The sequence below is a fragment of the Nitrospirillum bahiense genome, assembly GCF_007828025.1.
Classification (GTDB): Bacteria; Pseudomonadota; Alphaproteobacteria; order Azospirillales; family Azospirillaceae; genus Nitrospirillum; species Nitrospirillum amazonense.
In genome coordinates, this window is the sequence record NZ_VITO01000008.1 from 294,399 (window position 1) to 320,613 (window position 26,215).

At 67.8% G+C, this 26,215-nt stretch carries 22 protein-coding genes; 17 read left to right on the forward strand and 5 right to left on the reverse strand.

The genetic code is table 11. The annotated features are described in order from the left end of the window. Positions 1 to 105: 105 nt before the first annotated feature. The 4 genes from FBZ88_RS14265 to FBZ88_RS14275 all read left to right on the forward strand — a co-directional run bounded on the left by FBZ88_RS14265 (position 106) and on the right by FBZ88_RS14275 (position 3,550). Positions 106 to 630 (forward strand): hypothetical protein, encoded by a 525-nt coding sequence (locus FBZ88_RS14265; protein ID WP_145617689.1) that lies wholly within the window; start codon positions 106 to 108, stop codon positions 628 to 630. Between the two features lies 1 nt (position 631). Then, positions 632 to 802: a hypothetical protein gene (locus tag FBZ88_RS30265; protein WP_186464403.1), complete on the forward strand. Its 171-nt coding sequence runs from the start codon at positions 632 to 634 to the stop codon at positions 800 to 802. 14 nt (positions 803 to 816) lie between these two features. After that, positions 817 to 1,050: a hypothetical protein gene (locus FBZ88_RS14270; RefSeq protein ID WP_145617692.1), complete on the forward strand. Its 234-nt coding sequence runs from the start codon at positions 817 to 819 to the stop codon at positions 1,048 to 1,050. 118 nt (positions 1,051 to 1,168) lie between these two features. Continuing rightward, on the forward strand, positions 1,169 to 3,550 hold the full coding sequence (locus tag FBZ88_RS14275) for a glucan 1,4-alpha-glucosidase (RefSeq protein ID WP_145617695.1): 2,382 nt from the start codon (positions 1,169 to 1,171) through the stop codon (positions 3,548 to 3,550). 87 nt (positions 3,551 to 3,637) lie between these two features. Here FBZ88_RS14275 and FBZ88_RS14280 read toward each other — a convergent pair whose 3' ends face one another. From FBZ88_RS14280 to FBZ88_RS14295, 4 genes are all read right to left on the reverse strand, one after another. Next, the gene (locus FBZ88_RS14280; RefSeq protein ID WP_186464404.1) at positions 3,638 to 4,705 is read right to left on the reverse strand and encodes a class I SAM-dependent methyltransferase; all 1,068 of its coding nucleotides are present in this window, start codon (positions 4,703 to 4,705) and stop codon (positions 3,638 to 3,640) included. A gap of 129 nt (positions 4,706 to 4,834) precedes the next feature. After that, on the reverse strand, positions 4,835 to 5,863 hold the full coding sequence (locus tag FBZ88_RS14285; RefSeq protein WP_145617700.1) for a LacI family DNA-binding transcriptional regulator: 1,029 nt from the start codon (positions 5,861 to 5,863) through the stop codon (positions 4,835 to 4,837). 155 nt (positions 5,864 to 6,018) lie between these two features. Next, positions 6,019 to 7,605 carry a sodium:solute symporter gene (locus FBZ88_RS14290; protein ID WP_145617702.1) on the reverse strand — a complete coding sequence of 529 codons (1,587 nt, stop codon included), beginning with the start codon at positions 7,603 to 7,605 and terminating at the stop codon, positions 6,019 to 6,021. 213 nt (positions 7,606 to 7,818) lie between these two features. After that, the gene (locus tag FBZ88_RS14295) at positions 7,819 to 8,535 is read right to left on the reverse strand and encodes an SH3 domain-containing protein (protein ID WP_145617705.1); all 717 of its coding nucleotides are present in this window, start codon (positions 8,533 to 8,535) and stop codon (positions 7,819 to 7,821) included. Positions 8,536 to 8,800: 265 nt separating this feature from the next. Between FBZ88_RS14295 and FBZ88_RS14300 the strand changes: the two genes are divergently transcribed. The 12 genes from FBZ88_RS14300 (at position 8,801) to FBZ88_RS14355 (ending at position 23,488) form a co-directional block, all read left to right on the forward strand. After that, positions 8,801 to 9,250 (forward strand): lysozyme, encoded by a 450-nt coding sequence (locus tag FBZ88_RS14300; RefSeq protein ID WP_145617708.1) that lies wholly within the window; start codon positions 8,801 to 8,803, stop codon positions 9,248 to 9,250. Between the two features lie 179 nt (positions 9,251 to 9,429). Beyond that, positions 9,430 to 10,461 carry an SGNH/GDSL hydrolase family protein gene (locus FBZ88_RS14305; protein WP_186464405.1) on the forward strand — a complete coding sequence of 344 codons (1,032 nt, stop codon included), beginning with the start codon at positions 9,430 to 9,432 and terminating at the stop codon, positions 10,459 to 10,461. 5 nt (positions 10,462 to 10,466) lie between these two features. Beyond that, positions 10,467 to 11,867 (forward strand): GDSL-type esterase/lipase family protein, encoded by a 1,401-nt coding sequence (locus tag FBZ88_RS14310; RefSeq protein ID WP_145617711.1) that lies wholly within the window; start codon positions 10,467 to 10,469, stop codon positions 11,865 to 11,867. A 10-nt stretch (positions 11,868 to 11,877) separates the two neighbouring features. Next, complete coding sequence (locus FBZ88_RS14315; RefSeq protein WP_145617715.1) at positions 11,878 to 13,311, forward strand: MBOAT family O-acyltransferase; 1,434 nt, start codon at positions 11,878 to 11,880, stop codon at positions 13,309 to 13,311. A 13-nt stretch (positions 13,312 to 13,324) separates the two neighbouring features. Continuing rightward, positions 13,325 to 13,666 (forward strand): hypothetical protein, encoded by a 342-nt coding sequence (locus tag FBZ88_RS14320; RefSeq protein ID WP_145617719.1) that lies wholly within the window; start codon positions 13,325 to 13,327, stop codon positions 13,664 to 13,666. A 105-nt stretch (positions 13,667 to 13,771) separates the two neighbouring features. Continuing rightward, on the forward strand, positions 13,772 to 14,266 hold the full coding sequence (locus tag FBZ88_RS14325; protein ID WP_145617721.1) for a winged helix-turn-helix transcriptional regulator: 495 nt from the start codon (positions 13,772 to 13,774) through the stop codon (positions 14,264 to 14,266). A 211-nt stretch (positions 14,267 to 14,477) separates the two neighbouring features. Continuing rightward, positions 14,478 to 15,572: a glycosyltransferase family 4 protein gene (locus FBZ88_RS14330; RefSeq protein ID WP_145617722.1), complete on the forward strand. Its 1,095-nt coding sequence runs from the start codon at positions 14,478 to 14,480 to the stop codon at positions 15,570 to 15,572. Between the two features lie 29 nt (positions 15,573 to 15,601). Continuing rightward, positions 15,602 to 17,770 carry an amylo-alpha-1,6-glucosidase gene (locus tag FBZ88_RS14335; protein ID WP_145617730.1) on the forward strand — a complete coding sequence of 723 codons (2,169 nt, stop codon included), beginning with the start codon at positions 15,602 to 15,604 and terminating at the stop codon, positions 17,768 to 17,770. Positions 17,771 to 18,046: 276 nt separating this feature from the next. Further along, positions 18,047 to 19,969 (forward strand): alpha,alpha-trehalose-phosphate synthase (UDP-forming), encoded by a 1,923-nt coding sequence (locus FBZ88_RS14340; RefSeq protein WP_211102665.1) that lies wholly within the window; start codon positions 18,047 to 18,049, stop codon positions 19,967 to 19,969. Further along, complete coding sequence (otsB, locus tag FBZ88_RS14345) at positions 19,950 to 20,777, forward strand: trehalose-phosphatase (protein ID WP_211102666.1); 828 nt, start codon at positions 19,950 to 19,952, stop codon at positions 20,775 to 20,777. Before FBZ88_RS14340 ends, otsB begins: the two co-directional genes overlap by 20 nt. Before the next feature lie 177 nt (positions 20,778 to 20,954). Continuing rightward, positions 20,955 to 23,090 carry a sensor histidine kinase gene (locus FBZ88_RS14350; protein ID WP_145617731.1) on the forward strand — a complete coding sequence of 712 codons (2,136 nt, stop codon included), beginning with the start codon at positions 20,955 to 20,957 and terminating at the stop codon, positions 23,088 to 23,090. After that, a complete protein-coding gene (locus tag FBZ88_RS14355; protein ID WP_145617733.1) occupies positions 23,087 to 23,488 on the forward strand; it encodes a response regulator in 402 nt (133 codons plus the stop codon). Before FBZ88_RS14350 ends, FBZ88_RS14355 begins: the two co-directional genes overlap by 4 nt. Before the next feature lie 151 nt (positions 23,489 to 23,639). Here FBZ88_RS14355 and FBZ88_RS14360 read toward each other — a convergent pair whose 3' ends face one another. Next, positions 23,640 to 24,818 (reverse strand): MFS transporter, encoded by a 1,179-nt coding sequence (locus tag FBZ88_RS14360; protein WP_145617735.1) that lies wholly within the window; start codon positions 24,816 to 24,818, stop codon positions 23,640 to 23,642. Between the two features lie 227 nt (positions 24,819 to 25,045). On the opposite strand from FBZ88_RS14360, the gene FBZ88_RS14365 reads away from it, so the two are divergent. After that, a complete protein-coding gene (locus tag FBZ88_RS14365; RefSeq protein WP_145617737.1) occupies positions 25,046 to 26,191 on the forward strand; it encodes an FAD-dependent monooxygenase in 1,146 nt (381 codons plus the stop codon). Positions 26,192 to 26,215 lie beyond the last annotated feature (24 nt).

Sequence of the window (26,215 nt, forward strand, 5' to 3'; positions counted from 1 at the left end):
GGGTTTCTGTTGACAGGGGCCTATGCCGCCTCCCACCGCCGCTTGGATTCCGCAACGCTTTATGAGAGCGTTCATTCAATATATGCACGAAAATATAGAGACGTCATGTCTGATCCAATCGCCGACCCTCATCGGCAGCAGCAACTGTATTGGAAGCAGTTCGTGCAGCTAAAGGCGGACTCCGTTGCCATCCGGCTTTATCGTAATGATCGGGCGAAATGGACGACGAGGCTGGGCGTTATTCGTGGCGTGGCCTCCAGCGGTTCCATCGCGGCATGGGCGATATGGAAGGAGCTTTCCTTTGTTTGGGGCGCCATTATCGCCGTGTCCCAGGTCGTTGATGCCTTGAAAGACGTATTTCCTTTTGTGAAACAACATAAAGCCGCCGCTGATTTGACCCGCGACCTGGAAAGTCTGCTGATAGAAGTCCAATTTGAATGGGAAAATATCTTCGCCTCTCCCCCATCTAATCCCGCGATCATGGACAAGCGCCAGAAGATCATGGAAATGCAATTGAAGCTGGAGCGGAAGCATTTCCCCGACGGTTTGGAAATGCCGCCAAAACTCTTCACGCTGGCGGAAAGCGAAGCGAAGGCTTATTTTCAGACGACGTATGGAAGCAGCGTTTAAGGTGAACACCGTGGCCGAACAGCAGACCTCCCAGAGCGGTACGCGATCTCCCGCCATGGACAGCATCTTCCCCGTGGCGCGCATCAATGTGCCCATGCCCAAGGGTGCCGCCGTGCCGCCGCCGGCCCCCTCCGACTCCTCCAAAGGAAGTGCCGCACCGAACGCCCGGTAATCTTTAGGGGCATCATGAAATCCGGGCACATCGTACAGCTGGTCCTGCTGGCGGTCGCCGTCGGTTTGGTCATTTTGCTCGTCCTTGTGGGCCATCTTTCCATTTGGCTGGCCGTCCCCATGGCGCTCGCTGTCTTGGCGGTTAATGGTTGGCTGCTGGCTTGGGAAGGCGATCTACCCGGCGGCTTCAACAATCCCCAGCCGCCGAAAGTGCGCATGCCGCGCCAGCGCTGGCCCTGGTCGCGATAGCCGCATTCCACATACGTATTTCCCCCTTCCGCCGCCCGCCTCCCATACGTATTCAAGCCCTTGTGCGGCGCACTGCGGGGGACAGTGGGGCCTGCTGTCTTTTGAGCCTGGTGATGGAATGACGAACAATAAGACGATGGGACGGAAACGGGCGGCCGCGCTGATGGCGATGCTGCTGGCTTCAAGCATGACGGGGGCCGCTTTCGCCGCCGTGGCGCCGGGGGCGCCGGGGCAGGCAGCGACGGGCGCCTACGCGGGCAAGACGGGCATCGGCACCGCCTACCATGCGTACGACGCGCAGGCGGGCAAGGCCGTGCCGTCGCGCGTCTGGTTCTCGTTGGCCAAGGGCGTGGTCACGGAGACCATGTACGGCCTGATCCACGAGGTGCAGCTGCGCGAGCTGAAGCTGGCCATCCAGGGCGACGGCTTCCTGGATGTAGAGGATAAGGACACCGACAGCACCACCAGCTACCTGGATGTCGATGCCGCCGGCCGTCCCCGCTCGCTGGCCTACAAGGTTGTGAACAAGGCCAGGAACGGCAAGTACGAGATCGAGAAACAGGTCTTCACCGACCCCGCCGCCGACACGCTGGTGGTGCGCGTGACGGTGCGGGCCAAGGGCGGGACGGTCACCCCCTACCTGCTGGTGGACCCGCAGATGGCCGGCACCGGCGGCGGCGACAAGGCCGATGTGGCCGAGGGCGCCCTGCATGCCTATGAGGGCAACCGCCACCTGGTGGTGAAGGTTGCACAAGGCTTCAAGGCCGCCAGCGTGGGCTTCGTCGGCGCCTCCGATGGGCTCACCCAGCTGCAGAAGGCGGGCAAGCTCGACACCGATTACACCACCACCGGCGGCAAGGCCGGCAACGTGGCCCTGGCCGGCGCTCTGGCGCCCGTGACGGGGGAGGCAACCTTCGACATCGTCGTCGGCTTCGGTGACAGCGCCAAGGCGGCGGACGCCGCCGCGACAGCCACGCTGAAGCGCGGGCACGACGCGGTGCTGTCGGCATACGATGCCGGCTGGGAAGGCTACCAGGCCAAGCTGGCGCCCTTGCCGGACCTGGCCAAGGTCGCCATGGATGGCGGCAAGCTGCTGTACGCCAGCGCCCTGGTGCTGAAGGCGCAGGAAGACAAGACCCATCCTGGCGCGCTGATCGCGTCGCTGTCCGCGCCCTGGGGCGACACGCAGAAGGCGGACAAGCCGGCGACGGGCTACAAGGCGGTGTGGCCGCGCGACTTCTATCAGTGCGCCATGGCCCTGTTGGCCTTGGGTGACAGCGAGACGCCCAAGGCGGCGCTGACCTACCTGAAGACCATCCAGGTGGGACCGAAGACGCCCGGCAACCATGGCGACGGCGGCTGGTTCCTGCAGAAGACCCATGTGGACGGCACGCCGGAATGGGTGGGCGTGCAGTTGGATCAGACGGCCATGCCGCTGATGCTGGCCTGGCGCCTATGGCGCAACGGCGTCATCAGCGACGCCGAGGCCACGGCGCTCTACACCAGCATGGTGAAGCCGGCCGCCGACTTCCTGGTCAAGGGCGGTACCGCCGGCATCGGCTGGAACAAGGCGACCATCCACCCGCCCGTGACCCAGCAGGAACGCTGGGAGGAGCAGGCCGGCAACTCCCCCTCCACCACGGCGGCGGTCATTGCCGGCTTGGCGGCGGCGGCCGAACTGGCGGGCCAGGCGGGGGACGAGGCGTCGGTGAAGCGCTATTACGCCGCCGCCGACACCTATTCCGCCGGGCTGGAGGCCGCGACGGTCACCACCAACGGCCAGCTGGCGCCGAAGGGATCGAAGGCGGGATATTACCTCCGCATCGCGCCCACGGGCCAGCCCAACGCCCACACGCCCCTGGCGGTGCGGAACGGGCAGCAGGCGCTGACGGAGGACGCCTATGTCGACGGCGGCTTCCTGGAGCTGGTGCGCTATGGCGTGCGGGCGCCCAGCGACCCCGTCATCAAGTCCAGCCTGGCCGTCCTGGATGACGAGACGCTGCCGGAGAACCTGCGCGTCAAATACACCTTCCACTTCGATGGCGACGCCACGGCCTACCCCGGCTGGCGCCGCTACGGCAACGACGGCTATGGCGAGGACCGGGCGACCGGCGCCAACTATGCCGTCAGCGGCAGCATGACCCCCACCCAGCGCGGCCGCGTCTGGCCCCTGCTGACGGGCGAGCGCGGGCATTACGAGCTGGCGCTGGCGGCGGCCAAGGCCGGCGGGGCCAAGCCGGCGGAGGTGGAGGCCATCCGCACCACCTACGTCCGCGCCATGGAACGCTTCGCCAACCAGGGCCTGATGATCCCGGAACAGGTGTGGGATGGCGTGGGCAGCGACGGCGGCCGCGGCTACAAGGCAGGCGCCGGCACCGACAGCGCGACGCCGCTGGCCTGGGCGCATGCGGAGTATGTGAAGCTGCTGCGCTCCCTGCACGACGGCGGGGTCTGGGACCTCTACGCCCCCGTGGCGGTGCGCTACGCGACGAAGCCGTGAGTGACAGCAATCCCCGGGGCCGATAGGCTCCGGGGATCAGCGGCGCGGGCCGCCGCGGGATCGGGCACGTTCGCCGATCAGGAAGCCTCAGGCTTTGGTCAGCACGTAGCTGCTGACCGCCGCCGCCAGGTCCGCCGGGGAATAGTGGGCGAAGCGGGGGTGCAGGCGGGTATGGTCGATATACCCGTCGGGCGCCGCCATGAGCCGCACAATGCTGCCGTGGAAGCCGCTCAGCACGAACAGGGATTCCAGATCGCCGGCGCGCAGGCCGTTCACCTCATCCAGGATGCCGTCGTAGTACATGTGGAAGGAATGCTCGATGTCCTCCCGGTCGGCCGAGATGGCGCGGTGATCGGTGAAGTCCACCGTGTGCACGCAGGCGCCGTCGTCCTTCAGGATCTCCCGCTGTCGCGCCAGGGCGCCGCGCATGTCCTCCACATGCTCCAGCACCGAATTGCTGCACACCAGGTCGTAATACCCGTTGTCCATCATGTCGGTGTTGTTGAACAGCCGGACGGGTCCGAAATCGATCACGCGCGGGCCGCCGGCGTTCAGGCCGTCCAGCTTTTCCTCCAGGCCGGAGAAATCCAGGGCGGCCACCCGCTGTTTCATCGTTGCCGGCGTGGCGCCGAAGACAGCGAAGGCGTCCGGCGTGTCATACAGCCAGCGGATGGTCTGGAAGACGCTCTCCGCCACCATGTCAGGGCTGACGGGGTAGGGCTCGAACGCGTCCGCCTGCTCGAACCCGATGGCGTACAGCATGATGGACGCGGACAGGGACGACCATACGCCAGCGCCGAAATCCAGGATGCGCGACCGCCGGATGCGGTCGGGGTCAAGGCGGTGTTCCTGCTTGCAGACCTGCAGGGCCTGGCTGAAATTGGCGATGACGGCGCGCGTCTTCACCGCCGTCAGCTCCCCGCCCACCTGGCGCAGCAGCTTCTCGATGCGCACCTTTTCCTGCGAGACGATGCCGCTGAGGTAGCGGTTGGCGTATTTGGGCCGGGCCAGTTCGGCCGCCCACACCTGCCGCAGCGCCGGCGTGAGGTAGCCGGCGGACTCCAGTTCCGCCAAGCCGTTCTCGCGGGTCTCCGGCGCGGCCAAGTCCATCATCATGGAAATCAGGGATCGCCCGTGGCTGGGTCGTTGCAGCACGTCCAACTCCAATCGGGGTGTATGCCCGGTCGCCCCAACGACGTCCCCCCTTGCTGGCCCCACCATGGGGATACCGCACGCCCGGGATGTTGGCAACAACCGGGGGTGTTGCTTCCATCCCGACGGGGGTCAGGCGCCGCCGCAGCTGCCCCGCACCACCAGGCTGGTGGTGATCTGCGTCGTCTCGATGGGGCGGCCGTCGATCAGGCGCAGCAGGTTTTCCACCAGCAGTTCCCCGGCGGCGGCGGTGTCCTGGCGGATGGTCGTCAGGGGGGGGGAGGTGAAGGGGGCGGCGACGATGTCGTCGAACCCCACCACCGCCACATCCTCGGGCACGCGCAAGGATCGCTCGCGCAGGCCGTTCATGGCGCCGATGGCCAGCAGGTCGCAGGCGCCGAACACGGCGTCGATGGGCCCCTCGCGGTCGATCAGGTTCAGGATGGCCTGGTGCCCGACCTCCTCCGACGCGGCGGCATCGGCGTACAGCGCCTCGATCACCGGCAGGCCCGCCTCGCCCAGCGCCTCGACATAGCCGGTGTAGCGGTCGCGGAATTCCGGGCAGTGCTCGGAAATGTCGCCCAGGAAGGCGATACGCTTGCGGCCGCGCGCGACCAGGTGGCGCACGCCCTCGCGGGCGCCCTGGATGTTGTCCGACCCGATGAAGTGTCCGGGCTGGCCCGGGACCACGGGGCCCCAGGTGACGAAGGCGGTGCTGACCTCATCCAGGCGGCTGATCTTGTCGACGTAGCGCAGATAGTCGCCATAGCCCAGGAAGATCAGGCCATCGGCCCGCTTGGACGCGGCGTAGTCCGCACTCCAGTCGTCGCTGGATTGCTGGAAGCTGATCAGCAGGTCATAGCCGCGCCGGGCGGACGCCTTGGTGATGCTGCTCAGCATGGACAGGAAGAAGGGGTTGATCAGCGACTGGCTGGTCACCGGGTCTTCATACAGCAGCAGGGCCAGGGTGTTGGTCTTCTGCGAGCGCAGATTGCGGGCGTTGACATCGACCTTATAGTTCAGCAGGCGGGCCGCCTGGGCCACGCGCTGGCGGGTATCCTCGCTGACCATCGCGTCGTTGCGCAGGGCACGGGACACGGTGGACTGCGACACGCCGGCCAGTTCGGCGATGTCGAACGATGTCGGACGCTTGACCCGCATCCCCTTGCTTCCGGCCTCTTGGTGCTCCCCTGGGCGCGGATGATAGCAATCGGTCCCGCGTCCCCGCAATGCGCGTCGCGGCTCGGGATCCTTTAGGTCAGGGCGGATGGTGCCGGGCGGCAACACCCGCAGCGGATCAACCATGGACGGGCCCCCTAGCGGAAGGTGTAGACGATGATGGCGGTGGCGGCCAGCAGCAGGCCGGCCAGGACGCGGTAGTTGCGCCAGAAGGGCTCATGCGCCAGGCGCACGCTTTCCTCCCGGAAGAAGGCGGGGGTCCAGACCAGGCCGGCCGACTTTTCCGCGGCGTCCGGCGCTGTGGCCAGGCTGACCAGCACCAGCACGATGGCGCACAACACGAACAGCAGGGGTGCCACGTACAGGAAGTGGATGCTGACGACATCCAGCACCGTGTTCGCCACGAACAGGGCCGCCCCGCCCAGGACGCCGGCGGCGATGCAGGCGGCGGCCCCGGCGGCGTTGGCCCGGCGCCAGAAGATGCCCACCAGGTACAGCGCCATCACCGGCGGCACGGTATAGGCGATGACGACCTGCAGGTACTTCCACAGCGACCCGAAATGCTCGATCTGCGGCGCCCAGGCCATGGCGGCCACGGCCATGGCCAGCGTCGCCATCCGGCCCACGCGGACCAGGGCGGCGCCCTGCATCTCCGGCCGCCAGCGGCGCACGAAGTCCATGGTGAACAGGGTGGACGCCGAATTGAAGGTGGAGGCGATGGACGACATCAGCGCCGACATGAAGCCGGCCACCGCCAGGCCCACCAGGCCGGCGGGCAGCAGGCCGAACAGCAGGGTGGGGAACACCAGGTCCGGCGACTTCAGGTTGGGGTACAGCAGGATGGCGGCGGTGCCGGGCAGCACCATCAGGAACAGCACCGGCAGCTTCAGGGCGCCGGCGAACAGGCTGCCCCAGCGGCCATGGTTCTCATCCTTGGCCGACAGCACGCGCTGCACCATGAACTGGTTGGTGCACCAGAAGTAAAAGCCCAGCAGCGGCACGCCGGTCAGCAGCCCGGGCCAGGGCACGGCCGCGTCGCTCAAGGGGCGGATCAGCGACAGCTTGGCGGGGTCCACCGCCCCCATCACCGCGTCCCAGCCGCCGGCCTTCAGGAAGGTGCGCACGGCGATGACGCATGAGGCCGTCAGCAGCAGCACGGCCTGGATGGTCTCGGTATAAATCACGGCGCGCAGGCCGCCGGCGATGGTGTAGATGCCGGCCGATACGGCCAGCACGATGACGATCTCCCACAGGGGCACGTCGGGCAGCAGCAGCTTGAACAGCAGGGCGCCGCCGTAGAGGGCGCTGGCCGTGTCCACCACCAGATTCAGAAACAGGGTCAGGCCTGAGAAATAGGTGCGCGCCAGGCCGCTATACCGCCGCTCCAGGAATTCCGGCAGGGTGTAGACCTTGGACCGCAGCAGGAAGGGCAGGAAGAAAACGCAGAAGAACACCAGGACGGCCGCCGCCATCCATTCGTAATTGTAGACCGAGATGCCGGTGCCGTAGGCGGCACCCGCCAGGCCGATCAGCGTGGTGGACGAGATGTTGGAAGCCAGGAGCGCCAGGCCGATGACGGGCCAGGTGGTGCCGCGCGACGCCAGGAAGAAATCCTCGGTCGAGGAATGGCGGCGGGCCAGGTACAGCCCCAATGACACGATGCCGATGAGATACACCGCCACGATGGCGTAGTCGACCCAGGCCATGCCTGCAACCGGCACCATGCAATCCCCTCCCTGGTCCCTTGATTTTCCGCCGCGCTTATAAGATGTGGCGCAGGCTTTATCGACTGGCCGAAGTCCAGCCAGTCCATCCTTCATGGCACGGAAGGGGGGGCCGACCACAACAAGAATTCGTATGCGTGCCCAGGGGTGCTGCGACAGGGATGTGAAAAGGGCGGCCCGGGTGGGGCCGCCCTCTTTGGGAACAGGCACGTGTCAGTGGTGCGGGCCGTGGTCGTCGTGGCCACCCCCCCGGTGATCGCCGCCGGGACCCCCGTGATGGTCGCCGTCTGGGCCGCCACGATGATCACCGCCAGGACCGGGACCCGGGCGGCCAGGGCCGGGGCCGCCATGATGGTCGCCGGGCCCGGGGCCGGGCCGGCCGGGTCCGGGGCCCGGACGGTAGTCATGATGATCCCACCGGTCCCAGCCGGGCCGGCCTGGACCCGGACCGGGGCGGAAGTCGTGGCCGGGGTGGTAGATGGGCCGGGGCGGGGGCAAGCGCTCCCACCGGTGCCGATCCGCGAACCACGGCCGGTCACGATAATAGCGGCCCCAGTAGTCGTTGAACGAGAAGGTGATGATGGGCAGGCCGATCACGCCGCCATACTGCGGCAGGTACACGCGCTGGCCCTGGTAGGGATACTGAAGGCTGCCGCCATAGAGCCAGCCGCGATAGCCCTGGAAGTCGACATCGCACCACGACCAGCCGGCCAGGCAGCCATAGACGTTCAGCGATACCCCGGGGGGCAGGCTGGCGATGGCTGGATAACCGCCGCCCGGCCCGGCGCGCAGGATGGTGCCGCTGGCGGTGTAGGCGTATTCCGCCTTGGCCGCGACGGGCAAGGCCACCAGGGCGGTGAACATCGCGGCGGCCAGATGGGCGCGGCCTAAACGCGCGCGGACAAAATGGGGCAGGCGCGGACGAAACATGGCTTGAGCCCTTTCTCTGAAGGCCGGTGCTTCTTAGGGTTAACCCTTCCGCGCCCGGCGGGCGGTGGGCCCCTTAAGGGACTGATAATACGGTACCGATACTCTCTCCCCAATGTGCCCAAAGGATGGCGGTCTAAAGGCGGACATTTGCAACCGTTTGGGCAAATTGACGCCCGCTGGACCGGCTTTCCGGTTGGGGCGCGTGCATGGCTGCGCTATAACCGCAAGCCGGGATTGTATCGCCAAAGTAGGGGATCGTGTGGGAATGACCAGGGCCGTGAACGCAGCGGGCGTCGCCTTGACCGAACAGTCCGAGGGGTTGAAACTGACCGCCTATCTTTGCCCCGCTGGGCGCCTGACCATAGGCTATGGTCACACCGGCCCGGACGTCACGCCGGGCATGACCATCACCGAGGCCCAGGCCCAGGAGCTGCTGCTCCAGGATTTGGCAACGGCCGGCAACGGCGTGAGCCAGGCGGTGACCGTGGCGCTGACCGACAACCAGTATGCGGCCCTGACGGATTTCGCCTTCAACCTGGGTGTCAGCGCCCTGACCCAATCCACGTTGCTGCGTCTGTTGAATCAGGGCGATTACGCCGGCGCCGCAGACCAGTTCCTGGTCTGGGACAAGGCCCATGTGAACGGTCAGTTGGTGACCTTGCCCGGGCTCGCCGCCCGACGGCAGGAGGAACGGGCCCTGTTCCTGACGGCTTGATCCATAGGCGTTGGAGCTATCCCCAGCCGGCGCGTGACAGGCGCCGGGACTCCCGGTATGACGATGCGGACGGCTGTATTGGCGCCGTCCGCACCACCCTCATGGGATTCAATAGGTTCGGCAGTCAGGGGCCCTCGATGAACCGCCGGTTTTGTATTGTTTTTATTGCATTTTTTGGTTTGTCCGCAGCCATCGCCCATGCCGAGCCGGTGACCCCGCCCGCGGCGATCCCCCAACCGCCCGCCACCCCGGCTGGCGTCACGATTTCCGTCTATGGCGATTCCCTGGCCGATGGGGTGTGGAGTGGGCTGTACGAGCGGCTGAAATCCCAGCCGCAGACACGACTGGTTCGCCATTCCCAGCTGGGTGCCGGCCTGACCCGGCCCGATTATGCCAGCTGGCAGGCCGAAACAGCACGCGAGATCGATGAGGCGGGTGAGGGCGGCTACGCCGTCATCATGTTCGGCGCCAACGACATGCAGGGCGTTCGGGACGAGAACCGCAAGGGCTATCTGTTCAAGTCCCCGGGCTGGACCAACGTCTACACGCAGCGCATAGACTGGCTGCTGCAGACGCTGAAGGAACACCACGTCACCACCGTGTGGGTGGGCCTGCCCGTCATGCGCAAGCCGGAAACGAACGACGACGCCAAGTTCATGACCGGCCTTTATGAAACCGAAGCCAGCAAGTACGGCGCCGTGTTCCTGCCCCTGTACCAGGATTATCTGGACGCCGACGGCAACTTCATGGCGCGCATCGACGACAGCCGCCAGAAAAGCCAGCAGTTGCGGTCCGACGATGGCATCCACTTCACCGGTTATGGCTACCAGCTGGTTGCGGGCAAGGTGCTGACCCGGCTGCAGTTGGCCGGGGCGCCGGCGGCGAAGCCGGCGGTCAAGGCCGCGTCCGCCGCCCCCCCGGCCCCCGCCCCGGTGGCGCCGGCTGCTTCCCCGGCCCCCGTTCCGGCCTCGGCCCCCGTGCCGGCGAACACCGCGGCGGGGCCTGCGGCGGTCACGTCGGCGGCTGTCACCACCTCCACCCCTTCCGATGCCCCCATCGCCAAGCCCATGCCCGCCGACTTGCCGGCCAGCCAGCCCGTCAGCCAGCAGCCCTCCCTCCAACAGCCCGGCGCCGCCACGGGCGCCGCGGCCGGCTCGTCCATCGGCTCCCGCGGCCGGGTGCTCATGGCCACCCCGGCGCGGCAGCTCTGATCTCCATGCGCCGCCGTCTTGCGTCCCTCAGCCTGATGCTGGCCGCCCTGGCGGCTTGCAGCGGCACCCCCGCCGGCCGTTCGGCCTCCTCCATGCCCAAGGGAGCCCCGCAGGTGGCGGCTACCGGGACCCTGGCCCTGGCGCCGCCGGCCCGTGTGCCCTCGCCATACGACGGCAATCCCGGCTTTGAACGGCTGTTCCAGCGGCTGGCGGCCATCGAGGCCGGGCATGGCGGCACAGTCGACATCCTGCAACTGGGCGACAGCCACACCGCCGGCGGCGTCTTCACCACCCGCCTGCGCGACGCCCTGCAGGAACGCTTCGGCTCCGCCGGTCCGGGTTACATGCCGGCGGGCAAGCCCTACATCGGGTCGCGCCGCGCCGACGTGGCGGTGACCCAGGAAGGCAAATGGCAGTACTTCAACAGCCTCAGCGACACCCCGTCGCCGGGCTGGGGCATGACCGGCTTCGTCGCCCGCAGCCGTGCGCGCGGGGCAGCCATCGCCATCACACCCAAGGATGGCTTGGGCTTCGACATCGCCGGCGTCACCGTCGTGCGGCAGCCGGGCGGCGGTGACCTGCTGGTGCTGATCGACGACCGGGTGGTGAAGCAAATCTCCACCCAAGGTCCCGCCGGCCAGGCGGACTGGATCACCCTGCCCACCGCCGGCCAGGCGCAGCAGCTGAAGCTGGTGGCGGCTGACACCCGGCCGGTGGACATCGCCGGCTGGTCGCTGGACCGGGCCAAGCCCGGTGTCGTATTCGACAGCGCGGGCGTGGTCGGCGCGCGGCTGACCACCATGGACCGTTGGAATCCTGAGACGGTCGCGCTGGAACTGGCCAGGCGCAAGCCGGACCTGGTTATCCTGGCCTATGGCACCAATGAGGGCTTCGATCGCGACCTGGACCTGGCCGCCTATCAGGAACGGTTCAAGGCGGCCCTGCGCCGGCTGAACGCCGGGCCGGTGGCGGTGGTCGTCCTGGGCCCCCTGGACGGCCAGGCGGAATCCGCCGCCTGCAAGAAGGTGGCGGACAAGGACGCCGTCTTCCCTTGCCAGGATACCCCGCCGCCCCTGGGGAAATGCGCCTGGTACACGCCCACCATGCTGGGCCGGGTGCGGGCCCTGCAGGCCCAGGGCGCCAAGTCCGGCGACTATGTGTTCTGGGACTGGTCACAGCTGATGCCGGGGGCCTGCGGCATGGACCGCTGGGTGCGCCAGGCCGTGCCCCTGGCCCGGGCCGACCATGTGCACCTGACGCCGGAGGGTTACACCCTGACGGCCAACGCCTTCTTCGCCTGGCTGATGGATCAGTACCAGGGCTATATCCAGCCTGGGGCGGTGCCGCCGCGCCCGGTGGTGGCCGGGCGCCCCGATACGGCCGCCGCTGCCCTGGCCGGCCGGTGAGGGAACCCCCATGCTGTTCCCCACGCTGAACTTCGGCCTGTTCTTCCTGATCGTTTTCGCCGCCGCTTGGGCGCTGGTGCGCTTCCCGCAGGGGCGCATCGCCTTCCTGTCGGCCGCCAGCTACGTGTTCTACGGCTGGTGGGATTGGCGCTACCTGTTCCTGCTGGGCGGCAGCACGCTGTTCAACTACTTGGCCGGACACGCCATCGTGCGCCAGGAAACGCCGGCGCGCCGTAAGCTGGCGGTGTCCCTGGCCGTGGCCGTGAACCTGGGCGTGCTGGCCTTCTTCAAGTACGCCGACTTCACCAGCCACGCGGTGAACGACACCGCCACCCTGCTGGGCCTGCCGGTGCGGCTGGGCTTCCTGGACATGGTGGTGCCCGTCGGCATCTCCTTCTTCACCTTCCACGGCATCTCCTACCTGGTGGATTTGTATCGCGGGACCCTGCGGCGGCCGGCCAGCCTGATGCACCTGGTGCTCTACATCTCCTTCTTCCCGCAGCTGGTGGCGGGGCCCATCGTCCGCGCCAGCCACTTCCTGCCGCAGATCGGGGAGCGGCCGGATCCGGACGACATCCGCGCCACCCGCGCCTACCTGCTGATCATGGGCGGGTTGTTCAAGAAGGTGGTGGTGGCCAACTACCTGGCGACCGACCTGGTCGATGCCGTGTTCATGGATCCGGACCGCTACGGCGCCCTGGATCTGCTGCTGGCCACCTACGGCTACGCCATGCAGATCTATTGCGACTTCAGCGCCTACACCGACATCGCCATCGGCTTGGCGGCGCTGCTGGGCTTCCGTTTCCCGCAGAACTTCGACCAGCCCTACCGGTCGAGCTCCCTGCGGGAATTCTGGCGGCGCTGGCACATCTCGCTGTCGTCGTGGCTGCGCGATTATCTCTATATCCCCCTGGGCGGCAACCGGGGCGGCACGTGGAAGCACTGCCGCAACCTGATGATCACCATGCTGCTGGGCGGCCTGTGGCACGGCGCCAACTGGACCTTCGTCATCTGGGGGGCGCTGCACGGCGGCATGCTGGTGGTGGAGCATCTGGTGAACCGCCTGCGCGCCATCACCATCGGGGAGTGGGAAGCGCCGCCCCTGCGCGGCTGGCGGCGGGCCCTGGCCATCGTCGCCACCTTCCACTTCGTCTGCTTCACCTGGATCTTCTTCCGTTCCCCCACGCTGGAGGTGGCGGGCCATTTCCTGGCGGGCTTCGGCCGCTGGCAGGTGCTGCCCACCGCCGCGACGCCCCTGACCCTGCTGCTGATCGCCGGCACCCTGGCCAGCCAGTTCCTGCCCGCCGACCGGCTGGCGCGCATCGAGGACGGGGTGCGCCGCTTGCCGCTTCCGGCCATGGGCGCCGCCGTGGGCCTGGCCGTGGTGCTGATCCAGGCCTGCGCGCCCGAGGGCGTCGCCCCCTTCATCTATTTCCAGTTCTGACGGGGGCCGAGACATGAACGCCATCCCGACCCGCCGCCTGTCAGCCGCCGCCGAGGCGACCCCCGTGCCCCCGCCGGTGCGCCCCCGCTACAACCCCGTCGAGGTGATCGAGGGGGCGTCCCCCTCCCGCCTACAGTCCGTTGCCCTGTCGCTGGCGGCGGCCACGTTGGTGGCGCTGGTGCTGGGTGCCCATCCGCTGGCCGACTGGGTCAACGGCCTGCCCATCAACCCGGTGACCGACCGGCTGTCCGGCTGGGTGCAGGCCTGGCAGGACTGGATGGATGCCATCGGTGCCGGGCGCTTGTACACCGCCCTGCAGGCCCTGTTCCGCTGGTTCCAGGGCTTGCGGTTCTAGCGGGCGTCCCTACCCTGTAATCCCTTGCGCAGTCCACTGCGGCGGCCCTACACTTGCACCATGAAAGTCGCGGACGCGTGATCCGCCACCCCTGGTGTGACCGATATGCAGCGTAAAAGTTTCGAGGACCTGACCTGCCCCATTGCCCGCAGCCTGGAACGGGTGGGGGAGTGGTGGAGCATACTGATCCTGCGCGACGCCTTTCACGGCATGACGCGTTTCGACCAGTTCCAGAAAAGCCTGGATATCGCGCCCAACATGCTGACCCGCCGCCTGACCGCCCTGGTCGAGGCCGGGTTGATGCAAAAGCGGCAGTACAGCGAACGGCCGCCCCGGTACGAGTACGTGCTGACCGAGCGGGGCCGCGATTTCCGCGAGGTCATGCTGGCCCTGCTGGCCTGGGGCAACCGCCACTTCGCGCCCGAGGGCCCGGCTGTGCAACTGGTCGACACTCAGACGGGCCAGCCCGCCGACCTGGTGCTGGTTGACCGGGTGAGCGGCAAGCCCGCCACCAGCCGCGACTTCCGCCTGGCGGCCGGCCCCGGCGCCGATGAGGCCCAGCGCCAGCGCTATGCGCCCAAGGCCAAGCCCGCCGCCTGACCTTCGACATCAGGTCTTAGGCCGAAAGGCCCCGTGCCGAGGTGGCGCGTCGAATTCGGGCACCGGGTTCGCCCCCATGCCCTATTCATTAAGAATTATGGTTGGTACCACCAACCGATGATACGGTTGCGCCGGTCCCTTTGGCGGCGCATCTTCAATACTCATGGAGGCGTGCGCCAATTTCCATCATCGATTTAGGGAATTACCGTCGATGAAGATTGCGCAAATCGCCCCGCTGTATGAGACAGTGCCGCCCACATACTATGGTGGTACTGAAAGGGTTATATCTTATCTCACGGATGAGTTGGTGGACCTGGGCCATGATGTAACCCTGTTCGCCAGCGGGGCCTCCCAGACCAAGGCCAGGCTGGTGCCTATGCGGCCCAAGGCCCTGTGGCTGGATGATGCGCCGTTGAAATCGCCGGTGGCGGCCCACTTGGCTATGCTGGAACAGGTGCGGGCCCGCGCGGATGAGTTCGATGTGCTGCACTTCCATCTCAGCCACTTCATGCACTTCCCCTTTTTCAAGGAATGCGCGCAACGCACGGTGACAACGCCGCACGGCCGCCTGGACTATGTCGATCTGGCGCCGTCCTACGGGCTTTGGCCGCGCTACCCCATGATTTCCATCTCGGATCGCCAGCGGCGGCCCCTGGCGGATGCCAACTGGCTGGCCACCGTCTATCACGGCCTGCCGCTGGACCTGTACCGCCCGCCGGCGGATCGGCCTGGCGGCACCGGCAACTACCTGGCCTTCCTGGGCCGCTTCTCCCGCGACAAGCGGCCGGATCGCGCCATCGAGATTGCGGAGAAGTCCGGCCTGCCGCTGAAGATGGCAGCCAAGGTGGGGGACGATGACGGCCCCTATTTCAAGGAGCACGTCGAACCGCGCATCGACGGCCGCGCCATTCAGCACGTGGGTGAGATCGACGACGCCGGGAAGCCCGGTTTCCTGGGCGACGCCGCCGCCCTGCTGATGCCCATCGACTGGCCGGAACCCTTCGGCCTGGTGGTAATCGAGGCGTTTGCCTGCGGCACGCCCGTCATCGCCTGGAATAACGGCGCCATGCCCGAGATCATCGACCAGGGTGTGACCGGTTTCGTCGTCGACACCATCGCCGATGCGGTGGATGCCGTGGAAAAGGTGCGGGCCCTGGACCGCACCCGCATCCGCGAGGTGTTCGAGCGGCGCTTTTCCGTGGCGGCCATGGCGCGCAACTACGTCGCGGCCTATGAGGCCTTGCTGAAGGGTGGCGGGGCCGCCTCCGTGCCCGGCGGCCGTGCCGTCGCTGCCCCGTCGCCCTGAATCCACCGGCCCCGCGAGACCAGACCCCCATGGCAGCCCTCGATGAACGACAGTTGGACCCGGCCATCGGCCTGGCCGGCCCCGACGGCAGCGGCCCGCGCGAGACCTTCAAGCTGTTCGCGCTGAAGCATGGCGATTGCTTCGTCGTGGCCGACGCCCATGGCGACATTCAGGGCCAGGGCGACGGCCTGTTCGTGGACGATACCCGCATCCTGTCCCGGTATCAGCTGCGCATCGGCGACAAGGAGCCGTCGCTGCTGGGCGCCTCGCTCAGCGAGGACAACATCCTGTTCACGGCCAACAGCACCAATGTGCCCATGCCCGCCCCCGGCGGCGGCATGACCCTCTGGGGTGTCATCCATATCGAGCGCACGCGCATCCTGTGGCAGAACCGGCTGTATGAGCGGGTGACCCTGTCCAATTTCGGCGGCAGCGACATCGTCGTGCCGTTGACCTTCAATTTCGCCGCCGACTTCCGCGACATGTTCGAGGTGCGGGGCTCAACCCGCCAACTGCGCGGCCGCACGCATGAGGCCCAGCTGTCCGGCGACGGCGTGACGCTGAGCTATGAGGGCCTGGACCAGGTGACCCGCCAGTCCACCCTGTCCTTCAGCCAGGCCCCCGACCGGCTGCAGGGCGACCGCGCGGTGTTCAACATCAACCTGCCCAAACGCGGCGACCACGTCCTTTACATCGAGGTCGGGACCGAGCGGACGGACACGCCCAGCCGCGTGCGCTTCCGTGCCGCCGCGGTGCGGGCGCGGCTGGAGATGCGCACCAAGCGCCGTCGCGGCGCCAGCGTCTACAGCTCCGGCCGGGTGTTCAACGACTGGCTGGCGCGCGCCCAGGCGGACACCGCCCTGCTGACGACGGAACTGTCCACCGGCCCCTATCCCTATGCCGGCATCCCCTGGTTCTCCACCGCCTTCGGCCGCGACGGCATCATCTCCGCCTTGCAGATGATGTGGCTGAACCCCCGCCTGGCGCGGGGGGTGCTGGCCTTCCTGGCCACCCACCAGGCTACCGAAACGGCCCCCTTCAGCGATGCGCAGCCGGGCAAGATCCTGCATGAGACGCGCAAGGGGGAAATGGCGGTGCTGCGTGAGCTGCCCTTCGGCCGCTATTATGGCAGCGTCGACACCACGCCGCTCTACATCTACCTGGCCTCGGTCTACGCCGACCGCACGGGCGACATGGCTTTCATCGACCAGCTGTGGCCCTCGCTCTGCGCCGCCGCCTCATGGATGGAAGGGGCGGGCGATCAGAACGGCGACGGCTTCGTCGACTACCAGCGTGCCGAGGAATCCGGCCTGGCCAACCAGGGCTGGAAGGACAGCTTCGACAGCATCCAGCATGCCGACGGCAGCCTGCCGGAGGGGCCCATCGCCCTGGTCGAGGTGCAGGGCTACGTCTACGCCGCCTATTGCGGCCTGGCCCGCTTGGCCAAGCGGCGGGGGGAGGACGCGCAGGCGGCCTATTGGCAGCATCGGGCCGAGGCCCTGCGCCAGGCGGTGGAAACCCATTTCTGGATGGAGGACATGGGCTTTTACGCCCTGGCGCTGGACGGCAAGGGCAGGCCCTGCCGCGTGCGTGCCTCCAACGTCGGGCATCTGCTGTTCGTGGGCCTGCCCTCGCCGGAGCGGGCGCACCGCGTGGCGGACCAGCTGTTGGCCGGCGCTTTCCACACCGGCTGGGGCATCCGCACGCTGGCGGACACCGAGGTCTGCTTCAACCCCATGTCCTACCATAACGGGTCCGTGTGGCCGCACGACACCGCCATCTGCGCCGCCGGCCTGGCGCGCTACGGCGTGCGCGGGGGGGTGGTGAAGCTGATGAGCGACACCTTCGAGGCGGCGGTGCGCTTCGGCATGCGGCTGCCCGAGCTGTTCTGCGGCTTCCCGCGTGAACAGGGGGAGACGCCCATCGCCTATCCGGTTGCCTGCGTGCCCCAGGCCTGGGCCGCCGGCTCCGTCTTCATGCTGCTGCAGGCCTGCCTGGGTATTGAGATCGATGGCTGGCGGGGGGAAATCCACGTCAACCGCCCCAAGCTGCCCATCGGTATCGATCAGTTGACCGTGCGCCGCGTGACGGTGGGGGAACACACCGTCGACCTTTTCTTCCAGCGCATGGGGGGGCAGGTCATCGCCTCCATCTCCGACCACGAGGAAGGCCTGGTGCCGCTCATCGTCCGCTCGTAAGGGCCGATAGGTCTAAGGCGATGGGACCAAGGAACCGGCGGGCACTCCGCCACGGTCTTACGCCGCCTATGCGGATTTTCGGTCCCGCCTCCGCCCCGGTTGCCTTTTTTGGAACACAATCTCGACTCTAGAATTCCTACATGAATACTGGAGCGCTGACCAATACAGAATGCCATTGAGGCTATATCTGTTCAGCGTGCACGATATATGACCTGATTACTGCAATCATAAACCGGGTCATAGTCTTCTTAACCGATAAGGTATGGGTGTATCACCATGATGGGCATCGATCTGGGCGCGCTGCTGACGCAGGACTCCGCCGCCGTCTACCTGGTGGGGGCCAGCCTACTCTTATCCGTTGCGGCTCTTGTCCTTTCCAGCGCGCTGCTGCTGCGCTGGGGTCGCAACCGCCATCCGCCGGTTGCGGAGGGCGCCATTCCCACCTACGAGGAAACACGGCGCCAGATTTTGGCGGAGGGGCCCCGGGCGCCTTCACCCGTCGTCGGCGCGCGTGACGCGCACGCCGCGGCCCAGCGCGCCCTGCGGTCCACCAAGGGGGAGGGCGTCGCCACCGACCGGCTGGGTACCTGGACGCCGGACACGCTGCGCCATCTGCTGAAGACGGAACTGACGGGCGCGCAGGTCATCGTCGTCTCCAACCGCGAGCCCTTCATCCATGATTTGGAAGAGGACGGGGCGGTGAAGCTGCGGGCGCCGGCCGGTGGCTTGGTGGCGGCGCTGGATCCGGTCATGCGCACCTGCGCCGGCACCTGGATCGCGCACGGCAGCGGCTCGGCCGACCATCTGACCGTGGACGCGGACGACCGCATCGCCGTGCCGCCCGATAACCCCAGCTACACCCTGCGCCGCGTCTGGCTGAGCGAGCGTGAGGAGAAGCACTACTACTATGGCTTCTCCAACGACGGCCTCTGGCCCCTGTGCCACGTGGCGTTCACCCGGCCCAGCTTCAACGCCGAGGATTGGGAGGTGTACGAGGCGGTGAACCGGCGCTTCGCCGACGTGGTGGTGGAAGAGGCGCGGGATGAGCGTCCGGTGGTCCTGATCCAGGACTATCACTTCGCCCTGCTGCCCCGCATGATCCGCGAGCGGCTGCCCGACGCCGTCATCATCACCTTCTGGCACATCCCCTGGCCCAACGCCGAGATCTTCGGCATCTGCCCGTGGCGGGAACGCATCCTGGACGGCATGCTGGGCAGCTCGGTCATGGGTTTCCACACCCAATACTACTGCAACAACTTTATCGAGACGGTGGACCGTTTCCTGGAAAGCCGGATCGAGCGGGACTCGTCGGCCGTCACCTTCGGTGGCCACACCACCCATGTGCATGCCCATCCCATCTCCATCGAATGGCCGCCGGCCTCGCTGTCGCGCCAGCCGCCGGTGCCCGCCAGCCGCCGGGCCATCTTCGACCGCTTCAACCTGGCGCCGGACATGAAGCTGTGCGTGGGGGTGGAGCGCTTCGACTACACCAAGGGCATCATCGACCGCTTCCGCGCGGTGGAGGAGCTGTTCAAGCGCCACCCGGAATGGATCGGCCGCATGGTGGTGCTGCAAGTGGCGGCCCCCAGCCGCACCGCCCTGCCGGCCTATCAGCAGTGCCAGCGCGAATGCCTGGATTTTGTGGACGAGTTGAACGCCCGCTACGGCCACGAGGGGTACCAGCCCATCCACCTGCTGAACGAGTCCTACGGCAAAGACGAGGTCTACGGCCTGTTGCGGGCCGCCGACCTGTGCATGGTCACCAGCCTGCACGACGGCATGAACCTGGTGGCCAAGGAGTTCGTGGCCGCCCGGGAGGATGAGCAGGGCGTGCTGCTGCTCAGCAGCTTCGCCGGCGCCGCCAAGGAGCTGCCCGAAAGCATCATCATCAACCCGTACGACACCTGCGGCATGGCCGACGCGTTGCTGCGCGGCCTGACCATGTCGCCGGAGGAACAGCGTGAGCGGATGCGCCGCATGCGCGAAACGGTGCGGGAAAACAACATCTACCGCTGGGCGGGCAACATGCTGCTGGACGGCGCCCGCCTGCGCAAACGCCACCACACCGCCAACGTCACCACCCGCCTGGCCAGGCAGCACTCGGCGCGCGGTGCCCTGGGTCGCACACCCCTGGGCCGCAACGTGGTGCGCCTGGTCAGCATGGGGAAAGGAAAGAACGTTGAGCCGAGCCATTTCTGAAGCGATGCCGTCCCCCGCCCTGGCGCCCGCCGCCGGGGACCGCTGGGCCCTGTTCCTGGATATTGACGGGACGCTGCTGGAACACCACAAGGACCCCACCGGCGTGGTGGTGGATGACGAGCTGCGCACCCTGCTGTCCAACCTGGACCGCCAGCTGGGCGGGGCTGTCGCGGTGATCAGTGGCCGCTCGCTGGCGTCCATCGACACGCTGTTCCAGCCCATGGTGCTGCGCGCCGGCGGGCTGTTCGGGATCGAGCTGCGGCTGTCTCCGGACGAGCCGGCGGTGGCGGCGGAGGAGCCCCCGGCCCTGGCCGCCCTGGCGGATCGGGCTGAGGCTGAACTTTGCGGCGCCCCCAATATCGTCATCGAGCGCAAGGGCCCGGTGCTGGCCATCCACACCGGGCCGCACCCGCAGTCCCTGGACCATATCACCCGGCTGGCCAAGGCGGCGCTGCCCACCCTGCCTGACGGCTACCGGGTGGTGGAGGGCAATGTGGGTGTGGAATTGCTGCCGGCGGCGGCTCTGAAGGGGGATGCCGTGTACCGCTTCATGACCGTGGAGCCGTTCAAGGGGCGCCGTCCCATCTTCATCGGCGACGACGTGCCGGACGAGCACGCGTTCGAGAGTGTGCACGCCTTGGGCGGCATCTCCGTCAAGGTCGGCCGGCCGGAGCAGGCGACGGCTGCCCTGCACGCCCTGGCCGATGTGGCCGCCGTGCGCGCCTGGCTGGGCGACCCCCAGTTCCCCCTGCTGGACAAACTGGTCCGGCGCGAGGTGACGGAGGCCGCGCGGGAGGCTGCCCGCTGACGCCAGCCAACGCCGGCCCCGGCGTCGCAAGGCTCACCCTGTGCGTGCAGGACTTGGTCAATCTAATCGAACGCGCGACTTGACGGGCGCGATGCCCGGCGCCACGGTTCGGTACTCGCAAAGGTTTGGGGATAAAACCTCTGGACTTGGGCGATGTGCCGGTGGCGGAGGGCGCTTATGAGTTTGACGGACTGGTTGCTGGATCCATCCGGCCTCACGCCGCATGGCTTCTGCCTCAGTTGGCTGCCGGGCCTCATCTGGCTGCACGCCGGTTCTGACGCCGTCATCGGCCTGTCCTACTTCTCAATACCCTTGGCGCTGGCTTGGTTCGTACGCAAGCGTAACGATTTGGCCTACCGCTGGGTGGGACATTTGTTCGTGGCCTTCATCCTTGCCTGCGGCCTGACCCACATGCTGTCCATCCTGACCCTGTGGATGCCGGCCTACGGGATGGAGGGGGTGGTGAAGCTGGTCACTGCCCTGCTGTCGGTGGCCACCGCCGCCATGCTGTGGCCCCTGGTGCCGCGCGTGCTGGCCCTGCCCACGCCGACGCAGCTGGGCCGGCTGAACGCCGAACTGACCCGCACCATCGAAGAGCAGGAGCGAACCACCGCCCTGCTGCGGGCGAGCGAGGCCAAGGTGTTGGCCGCCAATTCCGAATTGGAGCGCAGGGTGGCCGAGCGCACGGCCGAACTGCGCGCCGCCAACGCCCAGCTGACGGAGGCCCTGGCCGAACGGGCGGCGGCGCTGGAGGCCCTGGCCGGCAGCGAGGCGGAATACCGCGCCAGTTTCGAGGCGGCTGCGGTGGGCAAGGTGCAGGTCAATCCGGAGACCGGGTTGATGCTGCGGGTGAACAACGCTTTCGCCAGCATGCTGGGCTATCACCGGGCCGACCTGGCTGGCCGGATGGACTGGCCCGACCTGCTGTGGGGCGAGGATCGGGCGGCGGAGGGGCTGGAATTGGCGGGCCTGTTGTCGGGCGAGGCCAGCGTCTACATCCGCGAACTGCGCTTCCGGCGCCAGGATGGCACACCCGTCTGGGGGCGCGTGTCCGCGACCCTGGTGCGCGGCGCGGGGATGCGCAAGGCCGGTGCCCGGCTACCCCCGCTGCTGCTGGCGGTGGTCGAGGACATCGACACCATGCACAAGACGGCCCTGGCCTTGAAGGAAAGCGAGACGCGCCTGCGACTGGCGGCAGAGGGCGCCAAGCTGGGCATCTGGGAACTGGATTTGGCGCGGGGCCTGGGCTGGGTGGACCGGCGCACGGCGGCGATGACGGGCGGCACCCTGCCGGCGGAGACCTGGTTCCCCCTGTCCGGCCCGGAATACGCCGCCTGGGCCGACTGGATCCACCCCGACGACCGGGCGGAGCGTGCGGCCGGCCTAAGTCTGCTGCAGACCGGTGCGGCGGAGCTGGTCCAGATGCAGTACCGGGTGCGCCGGGCCGACGGCGACCGGGACGCGGCGGAGGGGGGCGGGGACTGGATTTGGCTTTCCCATCGCAGCGCCATCGTGGCGCGCGATCCCATCACCTGGACGCCCGCCCGCGCCACCGGGGTGCTGATCGACGTCACCGAACGGGCGGCGGCGGAGGCGGCGCTGCGCGAGGCCAAGGCGGACCTGGAACTGGTGGTGGCCGAGCGCACCGCCGCTTTGAGGCAGCGCGACCTGCTGCTGCGCGAGGTCTATCACCGGGTGAAGAACAACCTGCAAATCATTGACGGCCTTGTGATGATGCAGGCACTGCAGCTGAAGGATCCGGATGGACGCCAGGCCCTGATGGGGCTGCGCAGCCGGGTTTATGCCCTGGGCCTGGTCCATCAGCAGCTGATGGCCTCCCCCGATCTGGAGACCTTCGACATCGCGCCCTTCCTTGATGAGCTGGCCCGCAACATCCTGCTGTCAGGGGCGGATGAAGGGGTGGGACTGGACATCGACATCTGCCCGCTAACGGTCAATTTGGATTTCGCCATCCCCCTGGGCTTGCTGGTGACCGAGTTGATCACCAATTCGCTGAAACATGCCTTTCCCGATGGACGCGGCACCATCACAATGGCGATGCGCCGCCGGGAGGAGGGGGGCGTGCTGCTGGTGGTGGCGGATGATGGCGACGGCGTCCTAACTCCTGCATCGGCGGAGGAGGATGGTGGCGGCTACCGGCGCGGTCTGGGCAGCACCATCGTGAAGGGCTTGGTGACGCAGCTGGACGGAATGATCGCGATGCGGGTCGACAAGGGCACACGGGCGGAAATCATCCTGCCGACACCGTCGGTGGATATGGTGGGGGCCCCTGCCGGGATGGCGGGGCCATGAACGATGGGCTGCAGGACTGCGTCCTGGTGGTGGATGATGAGTTCCTGATCGCCCAGACCCTCAGCATCCAGATCGAGGACATGGGGCTGACGGTGTGCGGCACCGCCGCGACCGCCGCCGACGCCATCGCCCTGGCCAAGGCCCAGCGGCCGCGCCTGGTGCTGATGGACATGCGGCTGAAGGGTGAGGGCGACGGTGTGGATGCGGCCCTCGCCATCCATGAATTCGTCGGCTCCAAGGTCATCTTCATCACCGCCTCGCGCGAGCCGGCGATGCTGGAGCGCATGAACCAGGACCATCCCGCCGCCATCCTGTACAAGCCGGTGTTCGGCCGGCAGCTGCAGACGGTGGTGCGCGAGGTGCTGGCGGCGGATTACACCAGCGGTACGAGATTTTGACTCGTGCCGCTGCAGGACGCGACCGCGTCCGCCGGAGCGAGCACCGCAGGGCGCAGCGAGGAAGCCAAGCCAGCGCATGCTGGCGCCCGGCGATTGAGGGGGCATTTGAGCGGTTACGATCAAATGCCGCGGGGATTAGTCCGGCCGGCGGTCAGGCGTCGTTGACCGGCGCATCGATTTTCCCCACCGGGCCGGCTGACAGCGGCACCAGCAGCATCATGGCCGTCAGCAGGGTGAAGGCGGCGGGCAGGCCCCAGCCACGCGCGATGAAGCCGATCAGCGCCGGGCCGCCCAGCATGCCGGCATAGCCGATGGCCGTCATTCCCGCCACGGCCAGCGCCGGGGGCATGACCCGCTGGCGCCCCGTGGCGCTGAACAGCACCGGGACCAGATTGGCCGCCCCCGCGCCGATCAGCAGGAAACCGGCGAAGGCCAGCGGTGTCCACGGTGACAGCAGCACCACGCCCAGGCCGGCGATGGTCGCCACCCCGCCCCAGAGCATGACCCTCCGTCCGCCCAGGGCCGCCACCAACCGGTCGCCCGTCAGGCGGCCCGTGGTCATGGCCAATGAGAACAGGGTATAGCCCAGGCCCGCCTGGGTCGGCGCTACGCTGCGATGGTCGGTCAGCAGCAGGGCACCCCAGTCCAGCAGCGCCCCCTCGGTCAGGAACGTGATCAGCGCCAGGATGCCCAGCAGGATCACGATGCCGCGCGGGCGCACGAACAGGGGGGCGCGTTCCCCCTCGGCGGCGGCCCCCATCGGCCGGGTGCGCAGCAGGCGGGGGGCGGCCAGGGCCAGCAGCACCAGGACCAGGGCGGCGCTCAGCCAGGCCGCCGCCCAGGGAGCCACGCCGGTGGCCAACAGCAGCGTCATGCCGCCCGACCCGCAAAAGCCGCCGACGCTGAACAATCCATGAAAGCCTGACATCAGCGGGCGGTCGGCATCGGCCTCCACCTCCACCGCATGCACGTTCATGGCGACGTCGAGGGTCCCCAGCGACGCGCCGAAGACCAGCAGCGCCACGGCCATGCCGGCCAAGCTGTCGATCGTGGCCAGGGCGGGCAAGGCCAACGCCATACCCAGCCCACCGCCCAGAATGACGGGTCGGGTGCCATGGCGGGCGCTCAAGGGCGCTGTCGCCGGCATGGCCGCCACCGAGCCTATGCCCAGGCATAGCAGCAGCAGGCCTAGTGTGGCGTCGTCCACCCCCAGGCGGGCACGGGCGTAGGGCACCAGCGGCGCCCAGCAGGACAGGCTGAATCCGGCGGCCAGGAAGGCCAGCCGGGTGGCCAGGCGTGTGGCCGGGCGATTGGCGGATGTCGGGGACATGGGGTCACAACCCTACGAAGGCGGGGCAGGCGTCATCGAATTCCAGGCCCTTGAAACGCATTGCTTTTTAATCCCACCGCCAACGGTTGCGCCGGCCATCCATTGGCCGGACAGCTGCCAAGATATCTTCCAAATCAATTTTAACAATAGCTGAGCGGCTTTTAGGATCGCCCGTGACACGCCCCCGTCGAGAGGGCGCGCTAGGGAAGAAACCGGAGAAGTTGGCGATGCCTCAGTCCTCACCGCGCGCGGGCCGCACCCCCATCCTTGTCCTGGGCGGCGGCATTGGCGGCATGTCCTTCGCCATCCTGGTCAGCCGCGCCGGTTGGCCTGTACATGTGGTGGAGGCCGATCCCAATTGGCGCGTCTATGGCGCCGGCATCACCGTGACGGGGCCCACGTACCGCGCCTTCCGGACGCTGGGCATCCTGGACGACCTCAAGGCCCAGGGCTTTCATGTGACGGAGGGTGGGCGCCTGTGCGCCCCCAACGGCATGGCCGTGGCCGACCTGCAGGACAGGCCTATCCAGCCCGACCTGCCGGTGTCCGGCGGCATCATGCGGCCCGACCTGCACGCCCTGCTGTCGCGGCTGACGCGTGAGGCGGGGGTACGGGTCAGCCTGGGCCTGACCGCCACCGAATGGACCGACACCGGCGATGGTGTGGACGTGCGTTTCAGCGACGGCGGCGCCGGCACCTATGATTTCGTGGTCGCGGCCGACGGCGCCTTCTCCAAGGCGCGGTCCTTCCTGTTCCCCGACGCGCCCAAGCCCACCTACACCGGACAGTACTGCTGGCGCGTGGTGGCCAAGCGCCCGCCTGAGATCGACCGCTCGCACTTCTTCGTCGGTGCGCCGGTGACCTGCGGCCTGGTGCCGGTCAGCCAGGATCTGATGTACCTGTGGCTGCTGGAAAACGTGCCCGAGATGCGCCGGGTGGACGAGGCCACGGCCTATCAGCGGCTGGCCCAGCTGCTGGCCCCCTTCGGCGGCCCGGTGGCCACCCTGCGTGACAATTTGAATGCGGACTCCTGGGTCAACGTCCGCCCGCTGGAGGCCGTGCTGCTGCCCCGCCATCAGTGGTTCAAGGGCCGCAGCATCCTGATCGGTGACGCCGCCCACGCCACCACCCCGCATCTGGCGTCCGGCGCCGGCATCGCGGTGGAGGACGCGCTGGTGCTGGTGGAGGAACTGGACCGCCATGACGACCTGACCGCCGCCTTTCAGGCCTTCACCGACCGGCGCTTCGAACGCTGCCGCCTGGTGGTGGAAAGCAGTGTCGCCATCGGTAGGGCGCAGCAGGACCACGTCTCGCCGGAAATCATGGGCGCCATGATGGCCAAGGCGCAGACGGCGCTGCTGGCCGATATCTGATTTCCCTGCAGAAAAGCTCACCAC

Excerpts from the sequence above, each read along its gene's own strand:
- FBZ88_RS14265 (WP_145617689.1), top strand. The coding sequence starts at position 106 with ATGTCTGATCCAATCGCCGACCCTCATCGGCAGCAGCAACTGTATTGG.
- FBZ88_RS14270 (WP_145617692.1), top strand. The coding sequence starts at position 817 with ATGAAATCCGGGCACATCGTACAGCTGGTCCTGCTGGCGGTCGCCGTC.
- FBZ88_RS14275 (WP_145617695.1), top strand. The coding sequence starts at position 1,169 with ATGACGAACAATAAGACGATGGGACGGAAACGGGCGGCCGCGCTGATG.
- FBZ88_RS14285 (WP_145617700.1), bottom strand. The coding sequence starts at position 5,863 with ATGCGGGTCAAGCGTCCGACATCGTTCGACATCGCCGAACTGGCCGGC.
- FBZ88_RS14290 (WP_145617702.1), bottom strand. The coding sequence starts at position 7,605 with ATGGTGCCGGTTGCAGGCATGGCCTGGGTCGACTACGCCATCGTGGCG.
- FBZ88_RS14295 (WP_145617705.1), bottom strand. The coding sequence starts at position 8,535 with ATGTTTCGTCCGCGCCTGCCCCATTTTGTCCGCGCGCGTTTAGGCCGC.
- FBZ88_RS14300 (WP_145617708.1), top strand. The coding sequence starts at position 8,801 with ATGACCAGGGCCGTGAACGCAGCGGGCGTCGCCTTGACCGAACAGTCC.
- FBZ88_RS14310 (WP_145617711.1), top strand. The coding sequence starts at position 10,467 with ATGCGCCGCCGTCTTGCGTCCCTCAGCCTGATGCTGGCCGCCCTGGCG.
- FBZ88_RS14315 (WP_145617715.1), top strand. The coding sequence starts at position 11,878 with ATGCTGTTCCCCACGCTGAACTTCGGCCTGTTCTTCCTGATCGTTTTC.
- FBZ88_RS14320 (WP_145617719.1), top strand. The coding sequence starts at position 13,325 with ATGAACGCCATCCCGACCCGCCGCCTGTCAGCCGCCGCCGAGGCGACC.
- FBZ88_RS14325 (WP_145617721.1), top strand. The coding sequence starts at position 13,772 with ATGCAGCGTAAAAGTTTCGAGGACCTGACCTGCCCCATTGCCCGCAGC.
- FBZ88_RS14330 (WP_145617722.1), top strand. The coding sequence starts at position 14,478 with ATGAAGATTGCGCAAATCGCCCCGCTGTATGAGACAGTGCCGCCCACA.
- FBZ88_RS14335 (WP_145617730.1), top strand. The coding sequence starts at position 15,602 with ATGGCAGCCCTCGATGAACGACAGTTGGACCCGGCCATCGGCCTGGCC.
- FBZ88_RS14340 (WP_211102665.1), top strand. The coding sequence starts at position 18,047 with ATGATGGGCATCGATCTGGGCGCGCTGCTGACGCAGGACTCCGCCGCC.
- FBZ88_RS14350 (WP_145617731.1), top strand. The coding sequence starts at position 20,955 with ATGAGTTTGACGGACTGGTTGCTGGATCCATCCGGCCTCACGCCGCAT.
- FBZ88_RS14355 (WP_145617733.1), top strand. The coding sequence starts at position 23,087 with ATGAACGATGGGCTGCAGGACTGCGTCCTGGTGGTGGATGATGAGTTC.
- FBZ88_RS14360 (WP_145617735.1), bottom strand. The coding sequence starts at position 24,818 with ATGTCCCCGACATCCGCCAATCGCCCGGCCACACGCCTGGCCACCCGG.
- FBZ88_RS14365 (WP_145617737.1), top strand. The coding sequence starts at position 25,046 with ATGCCTCAGTCCTCACCGCGCGCGGGCCGCACCCCCATCCTTGTCCTG.